The sequence below is a fragment of the Streptomyces sp. NPDC045287 genome, assembly GCF_056432325.1.
The window spans coordinates 1-20,076 of the sequence record NZ_JBWKJG010000024.1 but is presented as its reverse complement, the minus strand read 5'-3'; the positions used below and the strand labels follow the sequence as shown (position 1 = coordinate 20,076).

At 71.7% G+C, this 20,076-nt stretch carries 15 protein-coding genes; 7 read left to right on the top strand and 8 right to left on the bottom strand.

Annotated features, from left to right (window positions below; all coding sequences use genetic code 11):
* Nucleotides 1-240 precede the first annotated feature (240 nt).
* Nucleotides 241-3,051 (bottom strand): preprotein translocase subunit SecA, encoded by a 2,811-nt coding sequence (gene secA, locus AC07D6_RS29610; RefSeq protein ID WP_479049507.1) that lies wholly within the window; start codon nucleotides 3,049-3,051, stop codon nucleotides 241-243.
* A 250-nt stretch (nucleotides 3,052-3,301) separates the two neighbouring features.
* Between secA and AC07D6_RS29605 the strand changes: the two genes are divergently transcribed.
* Both AC07D6_RS29605 and AC07D6_RS29600 read left to right on the top strand, forming a co-directional pair.
* Complete coding sequence (locus tag AC07D6_RS29605; RefSeq protein ID WP_479049505.1) at nucleotides 3,302-3,883, top strand: GNAT family N-acetyltransferase; 582 nt, start codon at nucleotides 3,302-3,304, stop codon at nucleotides 3,881-3,883.
* Between the two features lie 118 nt (nucleotides 3,884-4,001).
* Nucleotides 4,002-5,168, top strand: coding sequence for a winged helix-turn-helix domain-containing protein (locus tag AC07D6_RS29600; protein WP_479049503.1), 1,167 nt, complete (start codon nucleotides 4,002-4,004; stop codon nucleotides 5,166-5,168).
* 293 nt (nucleotides 5,169-5,461) lie between these two features.
* Here the strand turns inward: AC07D6_RS29600 and AC07D6_RS29595 are convergent, their stop codons facing one another.
* The 7 genes from AC07D6_RS29595 to mtnA all read right to left on the bottom strand — a co-directional run bounded on the left by AC07D6_RS29595 (nucleotide 5,462) and on the right by mtnA (nucleotide 14,305).
* Nucleotides 5,462-6,232, bottom strand: a complete 771-nt coding sequence (locus AC07D6_RS29595) for a response regulator (RefSeq protein ID WP_315881631.1) — start codon at nucleotides 6,230-6,232, stop codon at nucleotides 5,462-5,464.
* A 197-nt stretch (nucleotides 6,233-6,429) separates the two neighbouring features.
* Entirely contained in the window at nucleotides 6,430-7,119 is a 690-nt protein-coding gene (hpf, locus tag AC07D6_RS29590) for a ribosome hibernation-promoting factor, HPF/YfiA family (RefSeq protein ID WP_315881630.1), read from the bottom strand.
* Between the two features lie 333 nt (nucleotides 7,120-7,452).
* A complete protein-coding gene (locus tag AC07D6_RS29585; RefSeq protein WP_479049500.1) occupies nucleotides 7,453-7,956 on the bottom strand; it encodes a ComF family protein in 504 nt (167 codons plus the stop codon).
* Nucleotides 7,957-8,527: 571 nt separating this feature from the next.
* Nucleotides 8,528-10,393, bottom strand: a complete 1,866-nt coding sequence (locus tag AC07D6_RS29580) for an LpqB family beta-propeller domain-containing protein (RefSeq protein WP_479049498.1) — start codon at nucleotides 10,391-10,393, stop codon at nucleotides 8,528-8,530.
* Nucleotides 10,383-12,458 (bottom strand): MtrAB system histidine kinase MtrB, encoded by a 2,076-nt coding sequence (mtrB, locus tag AC07D6_RS29575; RefSeq protein WP_479049496.1) that lies wholly within the window; start codon nucleotides 12,456-12,458, stop codon nucleotides 10,383-10,385. The genes AC07D6_RS29580 and mtrB overlap by 11 nt, the downstream gene beginning before the upstream one ends.
* A gap of 1 nt (nucleotide 12,459) precedes the next feature.
* Nucleotides 12,460-13,149 carry a two-component system response regulator MtrA gene (mtrA, locus tag AC07D6_RS29570; RefSeq protein ID WP_187703247.1) on the bottom strand — a complete coding sequence of 230 codons (690 nt, stop codon included), beginning with the start codon at nucleotides 13,147-13,149 and terminating at the stop codon, nucleotides 12,460-12,462.
* 4 nt (nucleotides 13,150-13,153) lie between these two features.
* Nucleotides 13,154-14,305 (bottom strand): S-methyl-5-thioribose-1-phosphate isomerase, encoded by a 1,152-nt coding sequence (gene mtnA / locus AC07D6_RS29565; protein WP_479049493.1) that lies wholly within the window; start codon nucleotides 14,303-14,305, stop codon nucleotides 13,154-13,156.
* A 194-nt stretch (nucleotides 14,306-14,499) separates the two neighbouring features.
* On the opposite strand from mtnA, the gene AC07D6_RS29560 reads away from it, so the two are divergent.
* The 5 genes from AC07D6_RS29560 to AC07D6_RS29540 are packed head-to-tail and all read left to right on the top strand — an operon-like array spanning nucleotide 14,500 to nucleotide 19,925.
* The gene (locus AC07D6_RS29560) at nucleotides 14,500-15,720 is read left to right on the top strand and encodes a DUF7847 domain-containing protein (RefSeq protein WP_479049491.1); all 1,221 of its coding nucleotides are present in this window, start codon (nucleotides 14,500-14,502) and stop codon (nucleotides 15,718-15,720) included.
* Nucleotides 15,721-15,724: 4 nt separating this feature from the next.
* The gene (locus AC07D6_RS29555) at nucleotides 15,725-16,417 is read left to right on the top strand and encodes a DUF4129 domain-containing protein (protein ID WP_479049489.1); all 693 of its coding nucleotides are present in this window, start codon (nucleotides 15,725-15,727) and stop codon (nucleotides 16,415-16,417) included.
* Nucleotides 16,414-17,622, top strand: a complete 1,209-nt coding sequence (locus AC07D6_RS29550) for a DUF4350 domain-containing protein (protein WP_479049487.1) — start codon at nucleotides 16,414-16,416, stop codon at nucleotides 17,620-17,622. Before AC07D6_RS29555 ends, AC07D6_RS29550 begins: the two co-directional genes overlap by 4 nt.
* On the top strand, nucleotides 17,619-18,611 hold the full coding sequence (locus AC07D6_RS29545; RefSeq protein WP_315881622.1) for an AAA family ATPase: 993 nt from the start codon (nucleotides 17,619-17,621) through the stop codon (nucleotides 18,609-18,611). Before AC07D6_RS29550 ends, AC07D6_RS29545 begins: the two co-directional genes overlap by 4 nt.
* Before the next feature lie 3 nt (nucleotides 18,612-18,614).
* On the top strand, nucleotides 18,615-19,925 hold the full coding sequence (locus AC07D6_RS29540) for a DUF58 domain-containing protein (protein WP_479049485.1): 1,311 nt from the start codon (nucleotides 18,615-18,617) through the stop codon (nucleotides 19,923-19,925).
* Nucleotides 19,926-20,076 lie beyond the last annotated feature (151 nt).

Genomic DNA, 20,076 nt, shown 5'->3' with positions numbered 1-20,076 from the left:
CGGACTGCCCGGACGAGGGCACAAGGACGGGCGCGCGGGCGGCCCCTACGCGCCCGGAGGCGGACTGCTCGCCGAGGCCGCCGGAGAGCTGGCCGTGCCCGCCCCCTCACGCGCGGGGGCGGGCACGGCCGGGGCGGCAGGGGTGAAGGAGCGTGACGGCGCCCCCCGCACGCGCGAAGGCGGGGCCGGAGCACGCGGGTGCGCGTGTCCCGGCCCCGCCTCCAGGCAGGGGCGCCGCGGTCACTTCTTGCGGCGGCGACCGCCCTTCTGCGCCTTGCGGCGCTCCGCGCGCGTCATGCCTTCCGTCTCGGACCGCGCGTCGCCGTTGTCGAAGTCGCCCTCGACGACGCCGCCCTCACCGTCGACGGTCGGCGCGGAGAAGTGCAGCCGGTTCGGCCGCTGCGGGGCGTCCAGGCCCTTGGCTCGGATCTCGGGGCGGCCGGCACCCGCGGGGACGGCCTCCTCCTTCTCCAGCGACGGCCGCTGCGGGGCCGCCTCCACCGGGACCTCCTCGACCTGCTGCTCGACCTGGACCTCCAGGTTGAACAGGTAGCCGACGGACTCCTCCTTGATGCCGTCCATCATCGCGGTGAACATGTCGAAGCCCTCCCGCTGGTACTCGACCAGCGGGTCCTTCTGCGCCATCGCGCGCAGGCCGATGCCCTCCTGGAGGTAGTCCATCTCGTAGAGGTGCTCGCGCCACTTGCGGTCCAGCACGGACAGCACGACCCGCCGCTCCAGCTCGCGCATGATCTCCGAGCCGAGCTGCTTCTCCCGCGCCTCGTACTGCTCGTGGATGTCGTCCTTGACGGACTCCGCGATGAACTCCGCCGTGATGCCGGCCCGGTCCCCGGCGGCCTCCTCCAGCTCCTCGATGGTGACCTTGCACGGGTAGAGCTGCTTGAACGCGCCCCACAGCCGCTCCAGGTCCCACTCCTCCGCGAAGCCCTCGACGGTCTCCGCCTGGATGTACGCGTCGATCGTGTCGTCCATGAAGTGGAGGATCTGCTCGCGCAGGTCCTCGCCCTCCAGGACGCGGCGGCGCTCGCCGTAGATGACCTCGCGCTGCCGGTTGAGGACCTCGTCGTACTTCAGGACGTTCTTGCGCGTCTCGAAGTTCTGCTGCTCGACCTGCGACTGGGCGGACGCGATCGCGCGCGTCACCATCTTGTTCTCGATCGGCACGTCGTCCGGCACGTTCGCCATCGCCATGACGCGCTCGACCATCTGCGCCTTGAACAGCCGCATCAGGTCGTCGCCCAGCGACAGGTAGAAGCGGGACTCGCCCGGGTCGCCCTGACGGCCGGAACGGCCGCGCAGCTGGTTGTCGATGCGCCGCGACTCGTGCCGCTCCGTGCCCAGCACGTACAGGCCGCCGAGCTGCTTGACCTCCTCCGACTCGGCCTTCACGGCCAGCTCGGCCTTCTCCAGCGCGTCCGGCAGGGCGGCGACCCACTCCTCCGGGTGCTCGACCGGGTCGAGGCCGCGCTGGCGCAGCTCCGCCTCGGCGAGGTCGTCGGGGTTGCCGCCGAGCTTGATGTCCGTACCGCGGCCGGCCATGTTCGTCGCGACCGTGACGGCGCCCTTGCGGCCGGCCTGGGCGACGATCGACGCCTCCCGCTCGTGGTTCTTCGCGTTCAGCACCTCGTGCGGGATGCCCCGCTTCGACAGCTGCTGCGACAGGTACTCGGACTTCTCGACCGACGTCGTGCCGACGAGGATCGGCTGGCCCTTCTTGTGCTTCTCCGCGATGTCGTCGACGACCGCCGCGAACTTGGCGACCTCGGTGCGGTAGATCAGGTCGGACTGGTCCTTGCGGACCATCGGCCGGTTCGTCGGGATCGGCACGACGCCCAGCTTGTAGATCTGGTGGAACTCGGCGGCCTCGGTCATCGCCGTACCGGTCATGCCGGACAGCTTGTCGTAGAGGCGGAAGAAGTTCTGCAGGGTGATCGTGGCGAGCGTCTGGTTCTCGTCCTTGATCGGGACGCCTTCCTTCGCCTCGATCGCCTGGTGCATGCCCTCGTTGTAGCGGCGGCCCGCGAGGATGCGGCCCGTGTGCTCGTCGACGATCATGACCTCGCCGTCGATGACGACGTAGTCCTTGTCCTTCTTGAACAGCTCCTTCGCCTTGATGGCGTTGTTCAGGTAGCCGACGAGCGGCGTGTTCACCGACTCGTAGAGGTTGTCGATGCCCAGCCAGTCCTCGACCTTGGCGACACCGGCCTCGTGGATGGCGACGGTCCGCTTCTTCTCGTCGACCTCGTAGTCGCCGGTCTCCTCGACGCCCTTCAGCGGATTGCCCGGCTCGCCGCGCTTCAGCCGCTGCACCAGCTTCGCGAAGTCGCCGTACCACTTCGTCGCCTGGTCCGCCGGGCCGGAGATGATCAGCGGCGTACGGGCCTCGTCGATGAGGATCGAGTCGACCTCGTCGACACACGCGAAGTTGTGCCCGCGCTGCACGAGCTCGTCCTTCGACCACGCCATGTTGTCGCGCAGGTAGTCGAAGCCGAACTCGTTGTTCGTGCCGTACGTGATGTCGCAGGCGTACTGCTCGCGGCGCTGCGCCGGCGTCATGTTCGCCAGGATGCAGCCCACCGACAGGCCCAGGAACCGGTGCACCCGGCCCATCAGCTCGGAGTCGCGCTCCGCGAGGTAGTCGTTGACCGTGATCAGGTGGACGCCCTTGCCGGACAGCGCGTTCAGATACGCGGGGAGCGTACCGACGAGGGTCTTGCCCTCACCGGTCTTCATCTCCGCCACGTACCCGAGGTGCAGCGCGGCACCACCCATCAACTGCACGTCGTAGTGACGCTGGCCGAGCACGCGCTTGGCCGCCTCGCGCACGGTCGCGAAGGCCTCCGGGAGCAGGTCGTCGAGGCTCTCACCGTCCTGGTACCGCTGCTTGTACTCGTCGGTGAGGGCCCGCAACTCGGCGTCGGAGAGGTTGACGAAGTCCTCTTCGATGGAGTTGACCTGGTCCGCGATGCGGTGCAGTTTGCGCAGGATCTTGCCTTCGCCTGCACGCATGAGCTTGTTGAAGACGGACACTGAGGCTGGTCTCCTTGCCGGTCGGGCCTGGCACTGGGTCTTGTCATGGACACTGGCACGGGCACGGCAGGTGGACCCCACCGCAACGGTCATCGTAAGCGAGGACCCCGCCACGCCGGGAGGTCCGCGCCTCCGGGGAACGATCGCCGGGCCGCCGCCGCCCTCAAGGAGAACGCGCGGGACGCGCCGAAGGTGCCGCCCGTCACCGAAACTGTTCGCCCCCCGCCCCCGCCGCCGCCAGAATCCCGGCATGGAACCCGTCACCCTGACCTCCGAACGCCTCCTGCTGCGCCCCTTCGCCCCCGACGACGCCGAGGAGGTCCGCGCCGCCGTCCAGGACCCGGAGATCAGCCGCTGGATACCCCTGCCGAACCCGTACGGGATCGCCGACGCCGAGGACTTCGTCGGCCGGTACGTCCCCGGCGCCTGGCGCGACGACACCGAGTACACGTTCTCCGTACGCCCCCGCGACCGCGAACACGGCCCCCTCCTGGCCTCCGTCAGCCTCCACCACCCGCGCGCCGGCACCTGGGAGGTCGGCTTCTACACGGTCCGCGAGCACCGCGGCAACGGCTACGCCACCGAGGCCACCCGCGCCCTCGCCCACTGGGCGTTCACCACCCTCCGCTGCACCCGCCTGGAGTGGCGCGCCGAGGTCGGCAACACCGCCTCCCGCCTCGTCGCCGAGAAGGCCGGCTTCACCCTGGAGGGCACCCTCCGCGCCGCCTTCGTCCACCACGACACCCGCCGCGACTGCTGGCTCGCCTCCCTCCTCCCCTCCGACCTGGGCCTGCCGTCCGCCCTCCCCCACCTGCCGTCCCGGCACGCCTGACGCCGGCCGTCCCGGTACGGCCGGCCCTTGTCGTCCCGGTACGCCTTGACCCGCCCGCCCCCGGCGCCCGAGGAGGGCCGCGGCGGATGTGTCAGTGGCGGGTTCTATCGTGCGGAGCATGACCACGACGCCGCCGCGACCCACGACAGAGCTCTCGGCCGACGAGGCCCGCCGCATCGCCCTGCGCGCGCAGGGGTTCCTGGGCGCGCCCGACCGGCGCGCCGGCGTGCGCGGCGTCCTGCGGCACCTCGGTGCGGTCCAGCTGGACACGATCTCCGTCCTGGCGCGCTCGCACGAGCTGGTGCCGTACGCCCGGCTCGGCGCCGTGGGCCGCCAGGCCGTCGACGCGGCGTACTGGACGGGCCGCCACGCGTTCGAGTACTGGTCGCACGCGGCGTGCGTCCTGCCGATCGAGGAGTGGCCGCACTTCGCGTTCCGCCGCCGCGCCTACCGGCGGCACCCGCAGTGGCACCACGACCTGCCGGACGGCACGTACGACGCGGTGATCGGGCAGCTGCGCGCGGAGGGCCCCCTGACGGCGACGGAACTGGGCGGCGCGAAGAACGGCGGCGAGTGGTGGGACTGGTCCGCCTCCAAGATCGCCGTCGAGCGGGCGCTGATGTACGGCGAGGTGGTCTGCGTCGAGCGGCGCGGCTGGAAGCGGGTGTACGACCTGGCGGAGCGCGCCGTCCCCGCCGACCTGCTGCACGACGAACTGGACGACGCGGAGTGCCTGCGCCGTCTCGTACGGCTGGCCGGGCAGGCGCTGGGCGTGGGCACCCGCGCGGACATCGCCGACTACCACCGCATCAGGGGCGAGCAGTTCGACGCGGTCGTCGCGGACTCGGGGCTCGTACCGGTGCGGGTGCAGGGCTGGGACAAGCCCGCGTGGGCGGACCCGGCGGCGCTGGAGGGCGAACCGCGCGGACGGCACCGCACGACGCTGCTGTCCCCGTTCGACTCGCTGATCTGGGAGCGGGCCCGCACGGAGCGGATCTTCGGCTTCACCCACCGGCTGGAGGCGTACGTGCCGAAGCAGAAGCGGGTCCACGGCTACTTCGCGATGCCGCTGCTGGCGGGCGGCAGGCTGCTGGGGCGCGTCGACCCGGCCCGCGAGGGCACCACCCTGGTGGCCCGGCAGCTGTCCCTGACGGGACCCGGGGCGATAGCCCCGATGGCCAAGGCGCTGCGGGAGGCGGCGGAGTGGGTGGGCTGCGACTCCGTACGCGTCGAGCGGACGGACCGCCCGGACCTCGCCCCGGCCCTCACGGCGGCGCTCGCCTGACGACGGGGCCGGCCTCACGACGGCGCCGGGCTCACGACGGCGCGGGCCTGACGGCGGCGCGGGCCTGACGACGGGGCCGGCCGGTGGCACGCGGTCCCGCCCCAAATCCGGGCCCGTGCTCCCCCCGGGTCCGAGCCGACGACCCGAACCCGTACCCGGGCCCCTGCCCGTGCCGGTGACCCGAGCCCGGGCCCCTGCCCGTGTTGTGGTGACCCGCCGGCCCCGGGGACCGGGACCCGGAGCCTGGGATCTGAAGACCGAAGGCTGAGGTCTGGGGCCTGGAGACCGGGCGCCTACCGGATCTCCAGGATCTTCTCCCGCATCGCGTAGACGACGGCCTCCATCCGGGAGTGCAACTGCAGCTTCTCCAGGATGTTGCGGACGTGGTTCTTCACCGTGTTCTCGGAGATGAACAGCTCCTTGGCGATGTCCCGGTTGTTCATCCCCGTCGCCACCAGCTTCAGCACCTCCAGCTCCCGGTCGGTGAGCCGGGGCGCCGGGACGAGACGGCGGTCGTCGGTGCGCTGGATCATCGACTTGAACTCGGTGAGCAGCTTGGACGCCATGGACGGGCTGATCTGCGACTGCCCGTCCGCGACGGCCCGGATGGCCGTGGCGACCTCGTCGGTGGAGATCTCCTTGAGGAGGTACCCGGTGGCACCCGCCTTGATCGCGTCGTAGAGGTCCGCCTCCTCGTCGCTGATCGTCAGCATGATGATCTTCGCGCTGGGGGCGACCTCCTTGATGGACGTGCACGCCTCGATACCGCCCCGCTTGGGCATGCGGACGTCCATCAGCACGATGTCGGGGAGCAGGTCGGCGGCCTTGTCGACGGCCTCCGCGCCGTCCCCCGCCTCCCCCACGACCTGGATGTCCTCCTCCTGCGCGAGGACGATCTCGAGTCCGCGGCGGAAGAGGGCGTGATCGTCCACGACGAGAACCCGGATGGGTTCCTTCCTGGACGCGTCGCTCCCCCCGCCTGCGGGATCGCCGTGCGAGGCGGCCCCGCAGTCCGGGGCGTCGGAGCCGCCCGGATGGTGCACCGGGCCGAAGCTGTCCGCCATCGTTCCTCCCCCTGCAGGCCGGGGCCCTGAAGTTCATGGTCGCCGCACCAACACCGGTCCGGTACGGACGGGTTGGTACGCGGCGCCATGATTTCATGCCCCGGCGTCCGCGCGGTGATCCTTCGGTGGCACGGGGGTGCCCCTGGGGGCGCACGGGGCGCTTCCAGGGGCACCACATCGATCGGCCGGGGAAACGGTCAGCCGCCGAGCGCTCCACCCGCGCCGCTGCCCTCGCTCCCCGCGAGCGGGTCGTTCTCCAGGTGGATGACGCCGTAGTCGTAGGCGTGGCGCCGGTACACGACGCTGGGCTGCTTGGTCTCCGCGTCGACGAACAGATAGAAGTCGTGCCCGACCAGCTCCATCTCGTACAGCGCCTGGTCGAGCGACATGGGGGCGGCCCGGTGCGTCTTCTCGCGCACGACGAGTGGGCCTTCCCCCTGCACCTCGAGCGAACCGATCCGCGTGGTCGGGACGGCCTCCTCCGACTCCTCGAGTACGGCGACCCCGGTCCCGTTGAGCCGGGCGACACCCGGCACCGCGTCGGCCACCTCGGCGGCCGACAGGCGGCCGCTGCCGCGGCGGGTGTGCCGCTTGTCGTGCTGCTTGCGCAGCCGCGCCTCCAGCTTGGCGGTCGCGAGGTCGAGGGCTGCGTACGGGTCGGCGGCGGCCGCTTCGGCCCGGATCACCGGGCCCCGGGAGTGAAGGGTGATCTCCACGCGGTCGGACCGGTCGGCCTGCCGCGGGTTGTGCTCCTTGGACACCTCGACGTCGAGGCTGATCACCTTGCCGTCGAGCTTCTGGATCTTCTCCAGCTTCAGCTTCTCGGCCACGTGCTTGCGGAACCGCTCGGGCACCTCGGTCTTGCGGCCCTTGACGACGATGTCCACGCAGAACTCCGTTCCCGGATCGCTCCAACCAGCTCAACCGCTGGCGAGCATCTCCCTTTTGCATCAGACTCCGGTGAGTACCGGAGTCTCGGACTTGGCGACTTGAACTTCCTCCTCCCCAGTCGACAAGGTCCCCACCCCACAACATCGATGCGCTGACCGGCTCCGGATTCCGTACGGACGCATGGCTGCTCATTCGGTGAAGGGCGGCACTCGCCATTCCTGTACAACCGAACATAGCTCGCTCGGACGCGTGTCGGCACCCGCTACCAGCACAAACCTCCAATCAGGCGCTTTTATCCCCTCACCACCTGCAACGTTCGAGGTTCTTTGTCAGTTCCGGTTTATTCCGAACGCTTTGGGAGAGGCGCCTACAACAGCGGCGCCGACCAGCAGTGATCCGAGGCCGTCCCGCGGTAATACGTCGTGCCTGCGCCCGGAATCCGGCGTCCGCGTCCCGAACGACCCGGGTTCCATGGCGGAATCCCCGCCATTCCACCGGCCCGACGCCACCCGTTCGGCCGAAGCGCCGTCGCCGTCCCCCGCGGCGAAGCGGCACGCCGCGCCGCCGCCCTCCATGGCGAAGGCGCACGCCGCACCGCCGGGCAGAACGCCCGTGCCCGCGTCGCCCAGGGCCCGTGCCGCCTCGGCGAGGGAGGACCCCGTCGTCATGAGGTCGTCCACCAGCACCACCCGGGCGCCCTCCAGCAACCGGGCCCCGCCGGGAGCCACCGCCAACGCACCCGCCAGGTTCTCCTGCCGCCGCCGCGCGTCCAATCCGGCCTGGTCGGCGACGGCCCGGCACTGCCGCAGCACCGGCGCGACACGAACCGCCACCCCGGTACGCCTCAGCTCCCGCGCGGCGGCGACCGCCACACGCCGTACCGCGTCATGGCCACGCGCGCGCACGGCCCGGCGCGCGGACGGGACCGGAACCAGCACCAGGGGGAGGGCCCCCACCCCCTCCCCTCCCCCACCCACCCTCCGCGGCGGCCTCCCGGTCCCCGTGCACCCGCCGTGTCCCGCGCGCCCTCCGCACCCCGCCGCGGCCGCTCGTACCGCGCCCGCCAGGGCCGTGCCCAGGGGGGCGGCCAGAGCGAGTGCGCCGCGCTCCTTGTGGGCGAGCAGGGCCGCGCGCACGGCGTCGGCGTACGGTGCGGCCGCCCATACCCCGGGAAGCCCTTCGGGCTCCGGCTCGGGCCGTACGCGCACCGCCGGCCGCCCGTGGAGCGACCGGGTACAGGCATCGCACAGGACCGTACGGGGACGGCCGCAGCCGGCGCAGGCCACCGGTAGTACGAGCCCGGTGATCTCCTGCCACCATCCCCGCATGTCTTCTACTGTGGCGTGCGGCGGCGCGGTCCGCCGCCCCTGTGGAAAACCGGGAAGAGTAGGGCGTTTGCGCAGGTCAGCCCGGGTAGACGGGTGAGGTGCCCTTGTCGACCATGGGCTGCCAGTTGACGCCGGACTGAAGTCGGACGACGCCGTCGTCGGCGGCGGCGACGAGGGGGGCGCGTTCGTCGTTGGCGGCGGCGACGGCCTTGACCTGGTTGAGGCCGGGGATGACGGCGGCGGATTCGGAGCCGTCGGTCTGGATGTAGCGGACCTGCTGGACGCCGCCCGCCTGCTTGCCGAGGACGACGAGGCGGCTGGGTCCGGCCCAGGAGACGGACGCCACGGACTCCATGCGGGGCGCGACGGCTTGGAGGTCGACGACGGAGACCTTCTGCCGGTCGCCGGCGGTCTGCCGTTCGACGCGGCCGATCTGGAGGGTGGTCTTGCCGTCCTCGGTGAGGCGCATGGCGATGCGCACGCCGTCTTCGGAAAGGCGCAGTTCCTCGATGCGTACGTCTTCGTCGAGCCAGGGCGTGGTGACGGTGAGGGGTTTGCCGGTGCCGCCGTGGAGGAGGAGCAGTTTGGGCTCGGCGGGGTCGCGGTCGGCGACCCACAGGTCGTTGCGCCCGTCCCAGCTGGGTGCGGAGAGCCGGTTGGCCGGTTCGGCTCCTCGGCTGGTGACGAGGGGGTCGGGGAGGTCGGTGTCGGACTGGATGGAGGCGACGCGGAGGGAGCGGCCGTTTTCGGATACGGCGGCGGCGCGCTTCTCGTCGCGGGCGACCGCGACGGTCTCGACTTTCGCGGCGCCTTCGCCGAAGGGGCCGTAGACGTGCCGGGGTTCGACGGTTTCCTTGGCTCCGGGGAGGAGCTGGGCGAGTTTGCCGTCGGCGTCGACGAAGTAGGGGGTTTCGCGGAGTCCGGGGGTGGGGTCGGCCATGAAGTCGGACTTCTGGTCTTCGCGGAGGACGCACAGGGGCCTGCCGTCGGGGCGCTGGAGTTCCACTTGTTCGACCCGGGTGGACGCCAGGTCGCCTGCGGTGAAGAGGACTTGGGCGGCCATTTTGCGGCACTGTTCGCGGTCGACGTTGTTCGCTCTGTCGTTGAGCGGGACCTTGAGGGTGTTCTGGTCGTCGGTGGCGAGGACGGTGGTGTCCTTCTTCAGTTCCGTCCCGTTGGGGAAGCGGGTGTCGACGGCGGGCTTGAGCCAGTTCGTGGGCCCTTCGAGGAGGGCTTTCACCGTCTGCGTCAGGGAGTCCATGCGGGTCACGGGGTCCTGACGTTTCCGGATGTACACCGGGTCGGCGACGACCCAGTTCCTGCCGGACGCGAAGTAGTACTTGTTGACGGAGCGGTAGTTCCGCTGGAAGTCGGATTCGCTGAGGAGGAGGCCCTGCGGAAGGTCGTCGATCCGCCATTCCTTCTGCTTGCCGTCCGCGGAGCGCTGCTGTACGAGCTGGATGGTTTCGCGGTAGGGGAGGGAGCCGAGCGGCTGGTAGGCGTGCCGGTCGTCGACGGTGGCGACCTTCTGCCCGGAGAGGCGGTAGAGGAGGGTCTGGGGGGCGTCGGGCACGCCGTGTTCCCGGCGGGTGGAGCCGCTCTGTTGGGGGACGGGGGCGGCGCTGAGGACGGTGGTGCGTTCCTCGGGCTTCCAGGTGCGGGCGGCCTGCTTGGTGAGGTATTTGCGGGCGGTGGCGAAGTCGGGGTCGTCGCCGGTCATCGCTTCGAGGAAGCCTTCGACGATCTCGGCGGGCTCGGCGCTCTCGCGGGGCGGTACGGGGTAGACGCGTACCTGGGAGTCGCCCTGCCTGGACGCTTTGACGCCGCTGACGTCTCCGCTGTCGGGCATGGAGGCGCAGCCGGCGAGGAGGGCGGCGGAGCCGAGGAGGGCGGCGCCGTGTGCCGTTCGCCGGCGGGTGTGGCGGCGGCGGTCAGCTCCCACGGGTGGTGTCCTTCCGCTTCGTCCGGTCCTGGTCCTGGTCCTGGCCTCGGTGTGGGTCCTGTGGCGTGTCGTTGCCGGCGGGTTCGGCGGTGTGTCCGCGTGCGACGACGCGGGTGCCGTTGCCGGGGAGGGCGGTGGGGTCGGCGGTGGCGGTGGGTGCCTGGCGGGGCGGTACGGCGGAGCGCGGTGGTACGGGGAGGGTGTGCTCGGCGGCTCCGCCGCTGCCGGTGGGGGTCTGGCCGGGTGCGCCGGTGCCGGTCCGCCCGCCGGTCTCGGATGCGTGTTCGGTGGCGGCGTGTTGCCGGTTGCGGCGGGAGTCTTCGGGTTCGAGGGGTATGGGGGAGCCTCGGAGGGGTTCGTCGGCGGTGCGGGGCAGGGTGAGGCGGAACTGTGAGCCGCCTCCGGGTTCGCCCCACGCCTGGAGCCAGCCGCCGTGGAGGCGGGCGTCTTCGAGGGCGATGGAGAGGCCGAGGCCGGTGCCGCCGGTGGTGCGGGCGCGTGCGGGATCGGCGCGCCAGAAGCGGTTGAAGACGCGGGTGGCTTCGCCGGGTTTGAGGCCGACGCCGTAGTCGCGTACGGCGACGGCGACGGCGCCGCCCGCGGCGGCGAGGCGGACGACGACGTCGCGGCCCTCGCCGTGTTCGACGGCGTTGACGACGAGGTTGCGCAGGACGCGTTCGACGCGGCGGGCGTCGGCTTCGGCGATGACAGGCTGTTCGTCGCCGATGACGCGGATGTGGCCGCCCTTGTGTTCGGCGAGGGGCCGGGCGCCGTCGATGACGCGGCGGACGACGTCGCGGAGGTCTATGGGTTCGGCTTCGAGGGCGGCGGCGCCGGCGTCGAAGCGACTGATCTCGAGGAGGTCGGCGAGGAGGGACTCGAACCGGTCGAGCTGGTCACCGAGGAGTTCGGCGGAGCGTGCGGTGACGGGGTCGAAGTCGCCGCGTGCCTCGTAGATGACGTCGGCGGCCATGCGGACGGTGGTGAGGGGGGTACGCAGTTCGTGGGAGACGTCGGAGACGAAGCGGCGCTGCATGCGGGACAGGTCCTCCAGCTGCTGGATCTTGTGCTGGAGGTTCTGGGCCATCTTGTTGAAGGCTTCGCCGAGGCGGGCGATGTCGTCTTCGCCGGTGACCTTCATGCGTTCTTGGAGGCGTCCGGCGGAGAGGCGTTCGGCGACGCCGGCGGCCATGCGGACGGGGGTGACGACCTGGCGGACGACGAGCCAGGCGATGGCGCCGAGGAGGACGACGACGAAGAGTCCCGCGGTGGTGATGGTCGTCTTGACGAGGGTGAGGGAGGCCTCTTCCTGGGTGAGGGGGAAGAGGTAGTACAGCTCGTAGGTGTTGCCTTCGACGTCGTTGAGCCGCTTGCCGATGACGAGTCCGGCTTCGGAGTGCTGTCCGTCGGCGTAGTGGATGCGGGTGTACGTCTGGAAGGTGCCGGTGCCCTGGGCGACTGCTTCGCGGAGGGCGAGGGGGATGCTTTCGACTTCGACGCCGCCGGAGGCACGGGCGCCGCGGCTGGGTGCGGTGCCGGCGGAGTCGGAGCTGAGGGCGACGACGTCGAAGGCCCCGGCGCCGCCGGAGGCGAGCTGGACGACGAGGTCGGAGCGCCAGTTGAGGAGGGAGCGCGAGGTGGTGCCGGGGGTGTCGCCGTCGGCGGGGGCGGAGCCGGTGGCGGCGCTGGCTTCGTCCTGGGCTGCGGAGAATCCTCCGGCGGCCTGGCTCTGCGCGGCTCGTTCCTTGGCGTCGAGGAGACCGTTGCGGACCTGGCCGATGACGACGAATCCGAGCAGCAGGACCACGCCGAGTGACATGAGGAGGGTGGCGACGACGACGCGGAGCTGGATGTTGCGTCGCCACAGCCGTACGGCGGGCAGGAGGGGGCGGCGGATCCAGCGTGCCAGGAGACGGAGCACCGGGCCTCCCGGTGCTCCGTCCTGGAGGATGCGTCCGCCGTGGAGGAAGCGGCCCAGACGGGTGGGGCCGCGTCCGGGTCCGGCAGCCCGCTCCGTACGGACTCCCGGCTTCCCGGGCTTCGGAGCAGTGCTGCCTCGGGTCATGTCAGTTCGGTCCCGCCTTGTAGCCGACGCCGCGGACGGTGACGACGATCTCGGGCCGCTCGGGGTCCTTCTCGACCTTGGAGCGGAGTCGCTGGACGTGGACGTTCACCAGGCGCGTGTCGGCGGCGTGGCGGTAGCCCCAGACCTGTTCGAGGAGGACTTCTCGGGTGAAGACCTGCCAGGGCTTGCGGGCGAGCGCGACGAGGAGGTCGAACTCGAGGGGGGTGAGGGCGATGGACTGCCCGTCCCGTTTGACGGAGTGCCCGGCGACGTCGATGACGAGGTCGCCGATGGTGAGCTGCTCCGGCGCGGGCTCCTCGGACCTGCGGAGGCGTGCCCGGATGCGGGCGACGAGCTCCTTCGGTTTGAACGGTTTGACGATGTAGTCGTCGGCGCCGGATTCGAGGCCGACGACGACGTCCACGGTGTCGCTCTTGGCGGTGAGCATGACGATCGGCACGCCGGACTCGGCGCGGATGAGCCTGCACACCTCGATGCCGTCCCGTCCGGGCAGCATGAGGTCGAGGAGGACCAGGTCGGGCTTGGTCTCCCGGAATGCGGCGAGTGCCTTGTCGCCGTCCGCTACGAACGACGGCTCGAACCCTTCACCACGCAGCACGATCCCGAGCATCTCGGCCAGTGCGGTGTCGTCGTCGACGACAAGGACGCGTCCCTTCATAATCGACATCATCCCATTAGCTAATCGTTACCTGGCGTGACCTGGCACACAGCGCTTCGATTCCTCCTGCGGTCACCGGTGACACCACTCCCGTCTCGGTGACGATCGCGGTCACCAGTTCGGGCGGCGTGATGTCAAACGCCGGGTTGTAGGCCTGGGTTCCGAGGGGTGCGACGAGGGTTACGCCACCCGGGCCCGTCGCGGTCGCCCCGGCGGGGGTCAGAGCTATGAGCTGCGTCACTTCGTTTCCCGGTCGCTGTTCGATCTCGATGGACGCCCCGTCGGGCGTGCCGGTGTCGATCGTGGTCGTGGGCGCGACGACGACGAACGGTACGTGGTGGTACTTGGCGAGGACGGCGAGGGGGTACGTGCCGACCTTGTTGGCGACGGACCCGTCGGCGGCGATCCGGTCGGCGCCGACGAGGACGGCGTCGACCTCGCCGGCCGCGAACAGGGACCCGGCGGCGTTGTCGGTGAGCAGGGTGTAGGCGAGGCCGTTGCGGGCGGCCTCGTACGCGGTGAGGCGGGCGCCCTGGAGGAGGGGCCGTGTCTCGTCGACCCACAGCCTTCGCAGCCGCCCGGCCCGGTGGGCGGCGAGGGCGACGGCGAACGCGGTTCCTTCCCCGCCGGACACGAGGGCCCCGGTGTTGCAGTGGGTGAGGACGCGGTGACTGCCGCCGGGCAGCAGTTCGTCGAGGAGGGCGAGGCCGCGGGCGGCCATGGCGGTACTGGCCTCGGCGTCCTCCCGGTGGAGCCGCCGCGCTTCGGCCAGGGCGGCCTGGGCGGCTTCTTCCGGGGTGGCGCCCTTCTCGGTGACGGCCCGGTGGGCGGCGAGGACCCGCCGCACGCCGTACCCGAGGTTGACGGCGGTGGGGCGCGCCCCGGCGAGCTGGGCGGCGGCCTCTTCGACGTCGTAGCGGCGGGCGGCGGCGAGCGCCACGCCGTAGGCGCCGGTGATGCCGAGGAGGGGCGCGCCGCGCACGGCGAGCGTCTGGATGGCCCGGACGAGGGCGGGCACGTCGGTGCAGACCAGTTCGACTTCCTCGGCGGGGAGCCGGGTCTGGTCGAGGAGCACCACGACGGGCCCTTCGGGGGGTTCCGCCCAGCGGAGGGCGAGGGGTGTGGGCGGCTGTCCGCCGAGGTCCGTTCCTGCGTACTGATCAGCCATTCGCCCAGTCTGCCCGCTGGGCCGGTGACAATGAAGGTGTCGTGGCGGACGGTGGAGTCGTCAGGGCCCTGGCCCCGGGGCGGGTGGCCCGTGGCACGATGGCTGCCGACCTGCCGCTCTGCGGGTGGCAGGGTGCTGTGACCGAGCCGGCTCGACGAGCGGGCCCCCGCGACCAAGCCACGAGGTGGACGACCGTGAACGACTCTCCGGGCTGGACCTCGCCCGGATCTCCTTCCCCGTCCGACGACCAGGGCGCCGATTCGTCCCGCCCGGCCGGCGATCAGGGGGGTCCTGCTCCGAAGTGGTCGGAGAACCAGCCGCCCCCCGGCCAGTGGTCGCCGCCGGCGGCGCAGCCGGGCGGCCAGGTGCCACCCGCGCCCGCGCCTGCCTGGGGCGGCGGTGGCCCTTACGGGGGCTGGGCCCAGCCCCCGGCGCCGAAGCCGGGTGTGATCCCGCTGCGCCCGCTGGGTGTGGGCGAGATCCTGGACGGCGCGGTGTCGACGCTGCGCGCGCACTGGCGAACCGTCCTGGGGATCACGCTCACCGTGTCGGCGGTGGTGGAGTTGACGCAGATCCTCCTGCAGCGGTACGTGCTGCCACAGCAGCCGGTGATCGACCCGAACGGAAGCCCCTCGGAGGTACTGGAGCAAGCCGGCGAGTCGCTGCGGGTGAGCGTGATCTCCGCGGCTCCGTCGACGCTCCTGGGCCTGATGGCCACGTTCGTGACGACGGCGCTGCTGACCTTCGTGGTGAGCCGCTCGGTACTGGGCCGTCCGGTGACGTTCGGTGACGTGTGGCGGGACGCCCGGCCGCGACTCGTGCCGCTGCTCGGTCTGACGCTCCTCCTTCCGCTGCTCGTCGCCGGCATCACCGCGGTGGGCGTCGTTCCGGGGCTGCTGATCGGCTCCGTGCCGGGTGCGGTACTGGTGTTCGTCGGCGGCCTGGCCGCGCTGCTCGTGGTGGTCTGGCTGACGGTGCGGTTCAGCCTGTCGTACTCGGTGGTGATGCTGGAGGGCCAGGGCGTGATGGCGTCGCTGCGGCGCTCCGCGAAGCTGGTGCGGGGCTCGTGGTGGCGGATCTTCGGCATCCTGACCCTGACGGCTCTGCTGACGGCCCTGATCGCGATGATCGTGGCGGTTCCGTTCGCCATGCTCGCGCTGGCGGCGGACGGCGAGGGGATGGGCAGCGTGTTCTCCGGTGGCGCCACCCAGTACAGCTGGACCTTCCTGATCATCTCGGGTATCGGTGCCGTCGTCGCATACGCGATCATGTACCCGATCTCGGCCGGGGTGACGGTTCTCCTGTACGTGGACCAGCGCATCCGCCGTGAGGCCCTCGACCTTGAGCTCGCCCGTGCGGCGGGCGTGCCCGGCTACGGTTCCGCCTCGCCGGGCGACACGACTCCTAGGAGCTGATGCGGTGCCGGTCACGGGGGGAGCGGTGGCTGCGTCGAGGCCGGTCGCCGCGGACGGCGGCGGGCCGCCGCTGGACGTGCCGCGGGTGCCCGCCCGGGAGGCGGCGGAGCGGGAGCTGTCCAAGCCCATGTACGGCGAGGACGAGCGGAACGTCCTGCTGCGCGCCATGGACGCCTTCTTCGAGTGGATCGGTGACCTGTTCGACGCGGCGTCCGGTGCCACCCCCGGCGGCTGGCTGGGCATCGTGGTGATCACCGTCGTCGTGGTGGCCCTGGTCGGCGCCCTGTGGTGGCGGCTCGGCACACCGCGCCGGGTCCCCACGTCGGCGGACTCGCTGTTCGACGAGGGGCCACGGTCGGCGGCGGACCACCGGACGGCCGCCGACCGGCACGCCGCGGCGGGCCGCTGGAACCAGGCCGTGCAGGAGCGGATGCGGGCCGTGGTCCGCTCCCTGGAGGAGCGCACGCTCCTCGATCCGCGTCCCGGCCGTACGGCGGACGAGGCGGCGGCCGAGGCGGGTCGGGCGCTGCCCGCCCACGCCGACGGGTTGCGGGCCGCCGCCCGCGAGTTCGACGACGTCACGTACGGCGGCCGCACCGCCGACCAGCGCGCGTACCAGCGTCTGAAGGACCTGGACGCCGCGGTGGAGCGGGCCAGGCCCCGGTGGAACGACGCCTCCCGGGGAGCCGCCCAGTGACTTCCGCCGGTACTTCCCTGTCCCGGAATCCCGCCCACGTCTGGTCGCGGGCGCGGGGCGTCCTGTTCGCCCTGGCACTGCTGATCATCGCGGGTATCGCCCTCGCCCTGGCCCGCACCGGGGAGCAGCACGGCCGGCTCGATCCCCGCTCCGCGGATCCCAACGGCAGCCGCGCCATCGCCGAGCTGCTGAAGGAACGGGGGGTGTCGGTCCGGGTCGCCACGACCCTCGACGAGATCACCGACGCGGCCGGCCCCGACTCCACCGTGCTGGTCACGGCACCCAACCTGCTCAGCGGCGGCCAGCGGACCGCGTTGCGCGACATGATCGACACGTCCGGCGGCCGGACCGTTCTCCTCGCCGCCGACACGGTGTCCCTCGACACCCTGGCCCCCGGTGTGACGGCGGACCTCCCCGACACGATCCGGCCCCTGCAGCCCGACTGCGACCTGCCGGAGGCCCGCCGCGCGGGCGCGGTGAGCCTGGGCGGCGAGCGGTACGTGACGGCCCGCTCCGTCTCCGCCGACACCTGCTACTTCCGTGACGGCCTGCCCACGCTGGTCCGCCTGGAGAACTCCGCCGGCGGCGACACGGTCCTTCTCGGCGCGGCGGATCCGCTGTTCAACGAGCGTCTCGCCGACGAGGGCAACGCGTCGCTCGCCCTGCAGCTCCTCGGTTCCCGTAGCCATCTCGTCTGGTACCTTCCTTCGCTCACCGATCCTTCCGCCGCCGATGGCGACGGTTCCGACGGCGGGGACCGGGTCGAGGAGGAAGCGGACTTCCTCAGCCTGATCCCCTCGGGCTGGCTGTGGGGCACCCTGCAGCTCACCGTGGCGGCGGTTCTCGCCGCGATCTGGCGCGCCCGCCGCCTGGGCCCGCTCGTCACGGAACGCCTCCCGGTCGCGATCCGCGCGTCGGAGACCACGGAGGGCCGCGCCCGTCTCTACTTCCGCGCCAACGCCCGCGACCGTGCCGCCGCCGTGCTCCGCTCGGCGACCCGCACCCGCCTCGCCCCTCTCGTGGGTGTCCCGTCGAGGGAAGCCCACTCCCCCGACACCCTGCTCCCCGCCCTGTCGGCCCGCCTCACCGGCGATGCCGGCGGCTTGCGGGACCTGCTGTTCGGCCCGGCTCCCTCCGATGACGCCGCGCTCGTCCTCCTGGCAGACCACCTCGACGCCCTCGAAAGAGAGGTACGCACCTCATGAGTGCCCCGACCCCCGAGACCGCTGAGAACTCGGACCGCGCCCGCGCCTCCTTGGAGGCCCTGCGCACCGAGATCGCCAAGGCCGTGGTCGGGCAGGACCCCGCTGTCACCGGGCTCGTCGTCGCCCTGCTCTGCCGGGGCCACGTCCTGCTGGAGGGTGTGCCCGGTGTCGCCAAGACGCTGCTCGTACGCACACTCGCCGCGTCGCTGGAACTCGACACCAAGCGGGTCCAGTTCACCCCCGACCTGATGCCGAGCGATGTGACCGGTTCACTCGTCTACGACACGCGGACCGCCGAGTTCTCCTTCCAGCCGGGCCCGGTGTTCACGAACCTGCTGCTCGCCGACGAGATCAACCGGACCCCGCCGAAGACCCAGTCGTCGCTCCTGGAGGCGATGGAAGAGCGGCAGGTCACCGTCGACGGCACACCGCGTCCGCTACCCGAGCCGTTCCTGGTCGCGGCGACGCAGAACCCCGTCGAGTACGAGGGGACCTACCCTCTCCCCGAGGCCCAACTGGACCGGTTCCTCCTGAAGCTGACGGTCCCCCTGCCGTCCCGCGAGGACGAGATCAATGTGTTGACCCGTCATGCGGGAGGCTTCAACCCGCGCGATCTCAAGGCCGCGGGCGTACGCCCGGTCGCCGGCGCCGCGGACCTGGAGGCCGCGCGCCGCGCGGTCGACCGGACCTCGGTGTCCGCCGAGATCGCCGGCTACGTCGTCGATATCTGCCGTGCCACGCGTGAATCCCCCTCGCTCACTCTCGGCGTCTCTCCCCGAGGCGCCACCGCCCTGCTCTCCACCGCCCGAGCCTGGGCCTGGCTCACCGGCCGGGACTACGTCATCCCGGACGACGTGAAGGCCCTCGCCCTGCCCACCCTGCGCCACCGCATCCAACTGCGCCCCGAGGCGGAGATGGAGGGCGTGACGGCCGACTCCGTCATCAACTCGATCCTCGCCCACGTCCCCGCACCCTCGCTGAGGCAGTGACCCATGGCCCTCACCGGACGTACCGCGCTCTTGGCCGCGATCGGCTCGCTACCGGTCGGGATCCTGGCCCCCAGCTGGACGGGGATGCTGGCGGTCAACGCCCCCCTGTCCCTCGCAATTCTGTGCGACTACGCCCTGGCTGCGCCAGTGCGAACGCTACGGTTCACCCGAAGTGGTGACACATCTGTTCGGCTCGGTGAGAGTGCGCAGGTACACCTGCTCGTGGAGAACCCTTCTCGGCGCCGCCTGCGCGCGGACGTCCGGGACGCGTGGCCGCCCAGCAGTTGGCCGGCCGGCACCGCCCAGGAGGCTTCCCGGCACAGGGTGACGGTCCCCGCGGGTGAGCGGCGCAGGTTGATGACGCTCCTGCGGCCCACGCGCCGCGGCGACCGGCAGGCGGAGCGGATCACGGTCCGCTCGTACGGCCCTCTCGGTCTGGCGGCCCGCCAGGGCGGCCACCGTGTGCCGTGGTCGGTCCGTGTGCTGCCTCCGTTCACCAGCCGCAAGCACCTGCCGTCGAAGCTCGCGCGGCTGCGGGAGCTGGACGGCCGTACGAGTGTGCTGACACGGGGTGAGGGCACGGAGTTCGACAGTCTTCGCGAGTACGTGCCGGGGGACGACACCCGTTCCATCGACTGGCGGGCCACTGCACGCCAGACGAGCGTCGCGGTCCGTACGTGGCGTCCTGAACGGGACCGGCACATCCTCCTCGTCCTGGACACGGGCCGTACGTCGGCGGGCCGCGTCGGTGACGTTCCCCGTCTGGACGCGGCGATGGACGCGGCCTTGTTGCTGACGGCGCTGGCTTCGCGCGCCGGCGACCGGGTGGACCTGCTGGCGTACGACCGCCGGATCCGGGCTCGTGTGCAGGGCCGGGCGGCAGGCGATGTGCTGCCGGCGATGGTGAACGCCATGGCGACGCTGGAACCGGAGCTGGTCGAGACGGACGCCCGCGGCCTGAGCGCGGCGGCGCTGGCAGGTGCCCCGCGTCGTTCCCTGGTGGTGCTGCTGACGGGCTTGGACGCGGCTCCGATCGAGGAGGGCCTCCTCCCGGTCCTTCCGCAGCTCACGCAGCAACACACGGTCGTGGTGGCCTCCGTCTCGGACCCGCACGTGGCCGAGATGACGGGGTCGCGGGGAACGGCCGAGGCGGTGTACGAGGCTGCTGCCGGAGCACAGGCCCAGGCCCAGCGGCGTCATACGGCGGAACAGCTTCAGCGTCACGGTGTCACCGTCGTGGACGCCAGGCCCGAGGACCTCGCCCCGGCGCTTGCCGACGCATACCTCGCTCTGAAGGCCGCGGGCCGCCTCTGAGGCAGGCGAACAGACGGCTGGGAGTCCTTCGAGGAGAAGGACTCCCAGCCGAAAATCCCCGGGAATGCGAAAAGCCCCGTGCCTTCCGGCACGGGGCTTCCCGTCACAATTTGTTCGGCGGTGTCCTACTCTCCCACAGGGTCCCCCCTGC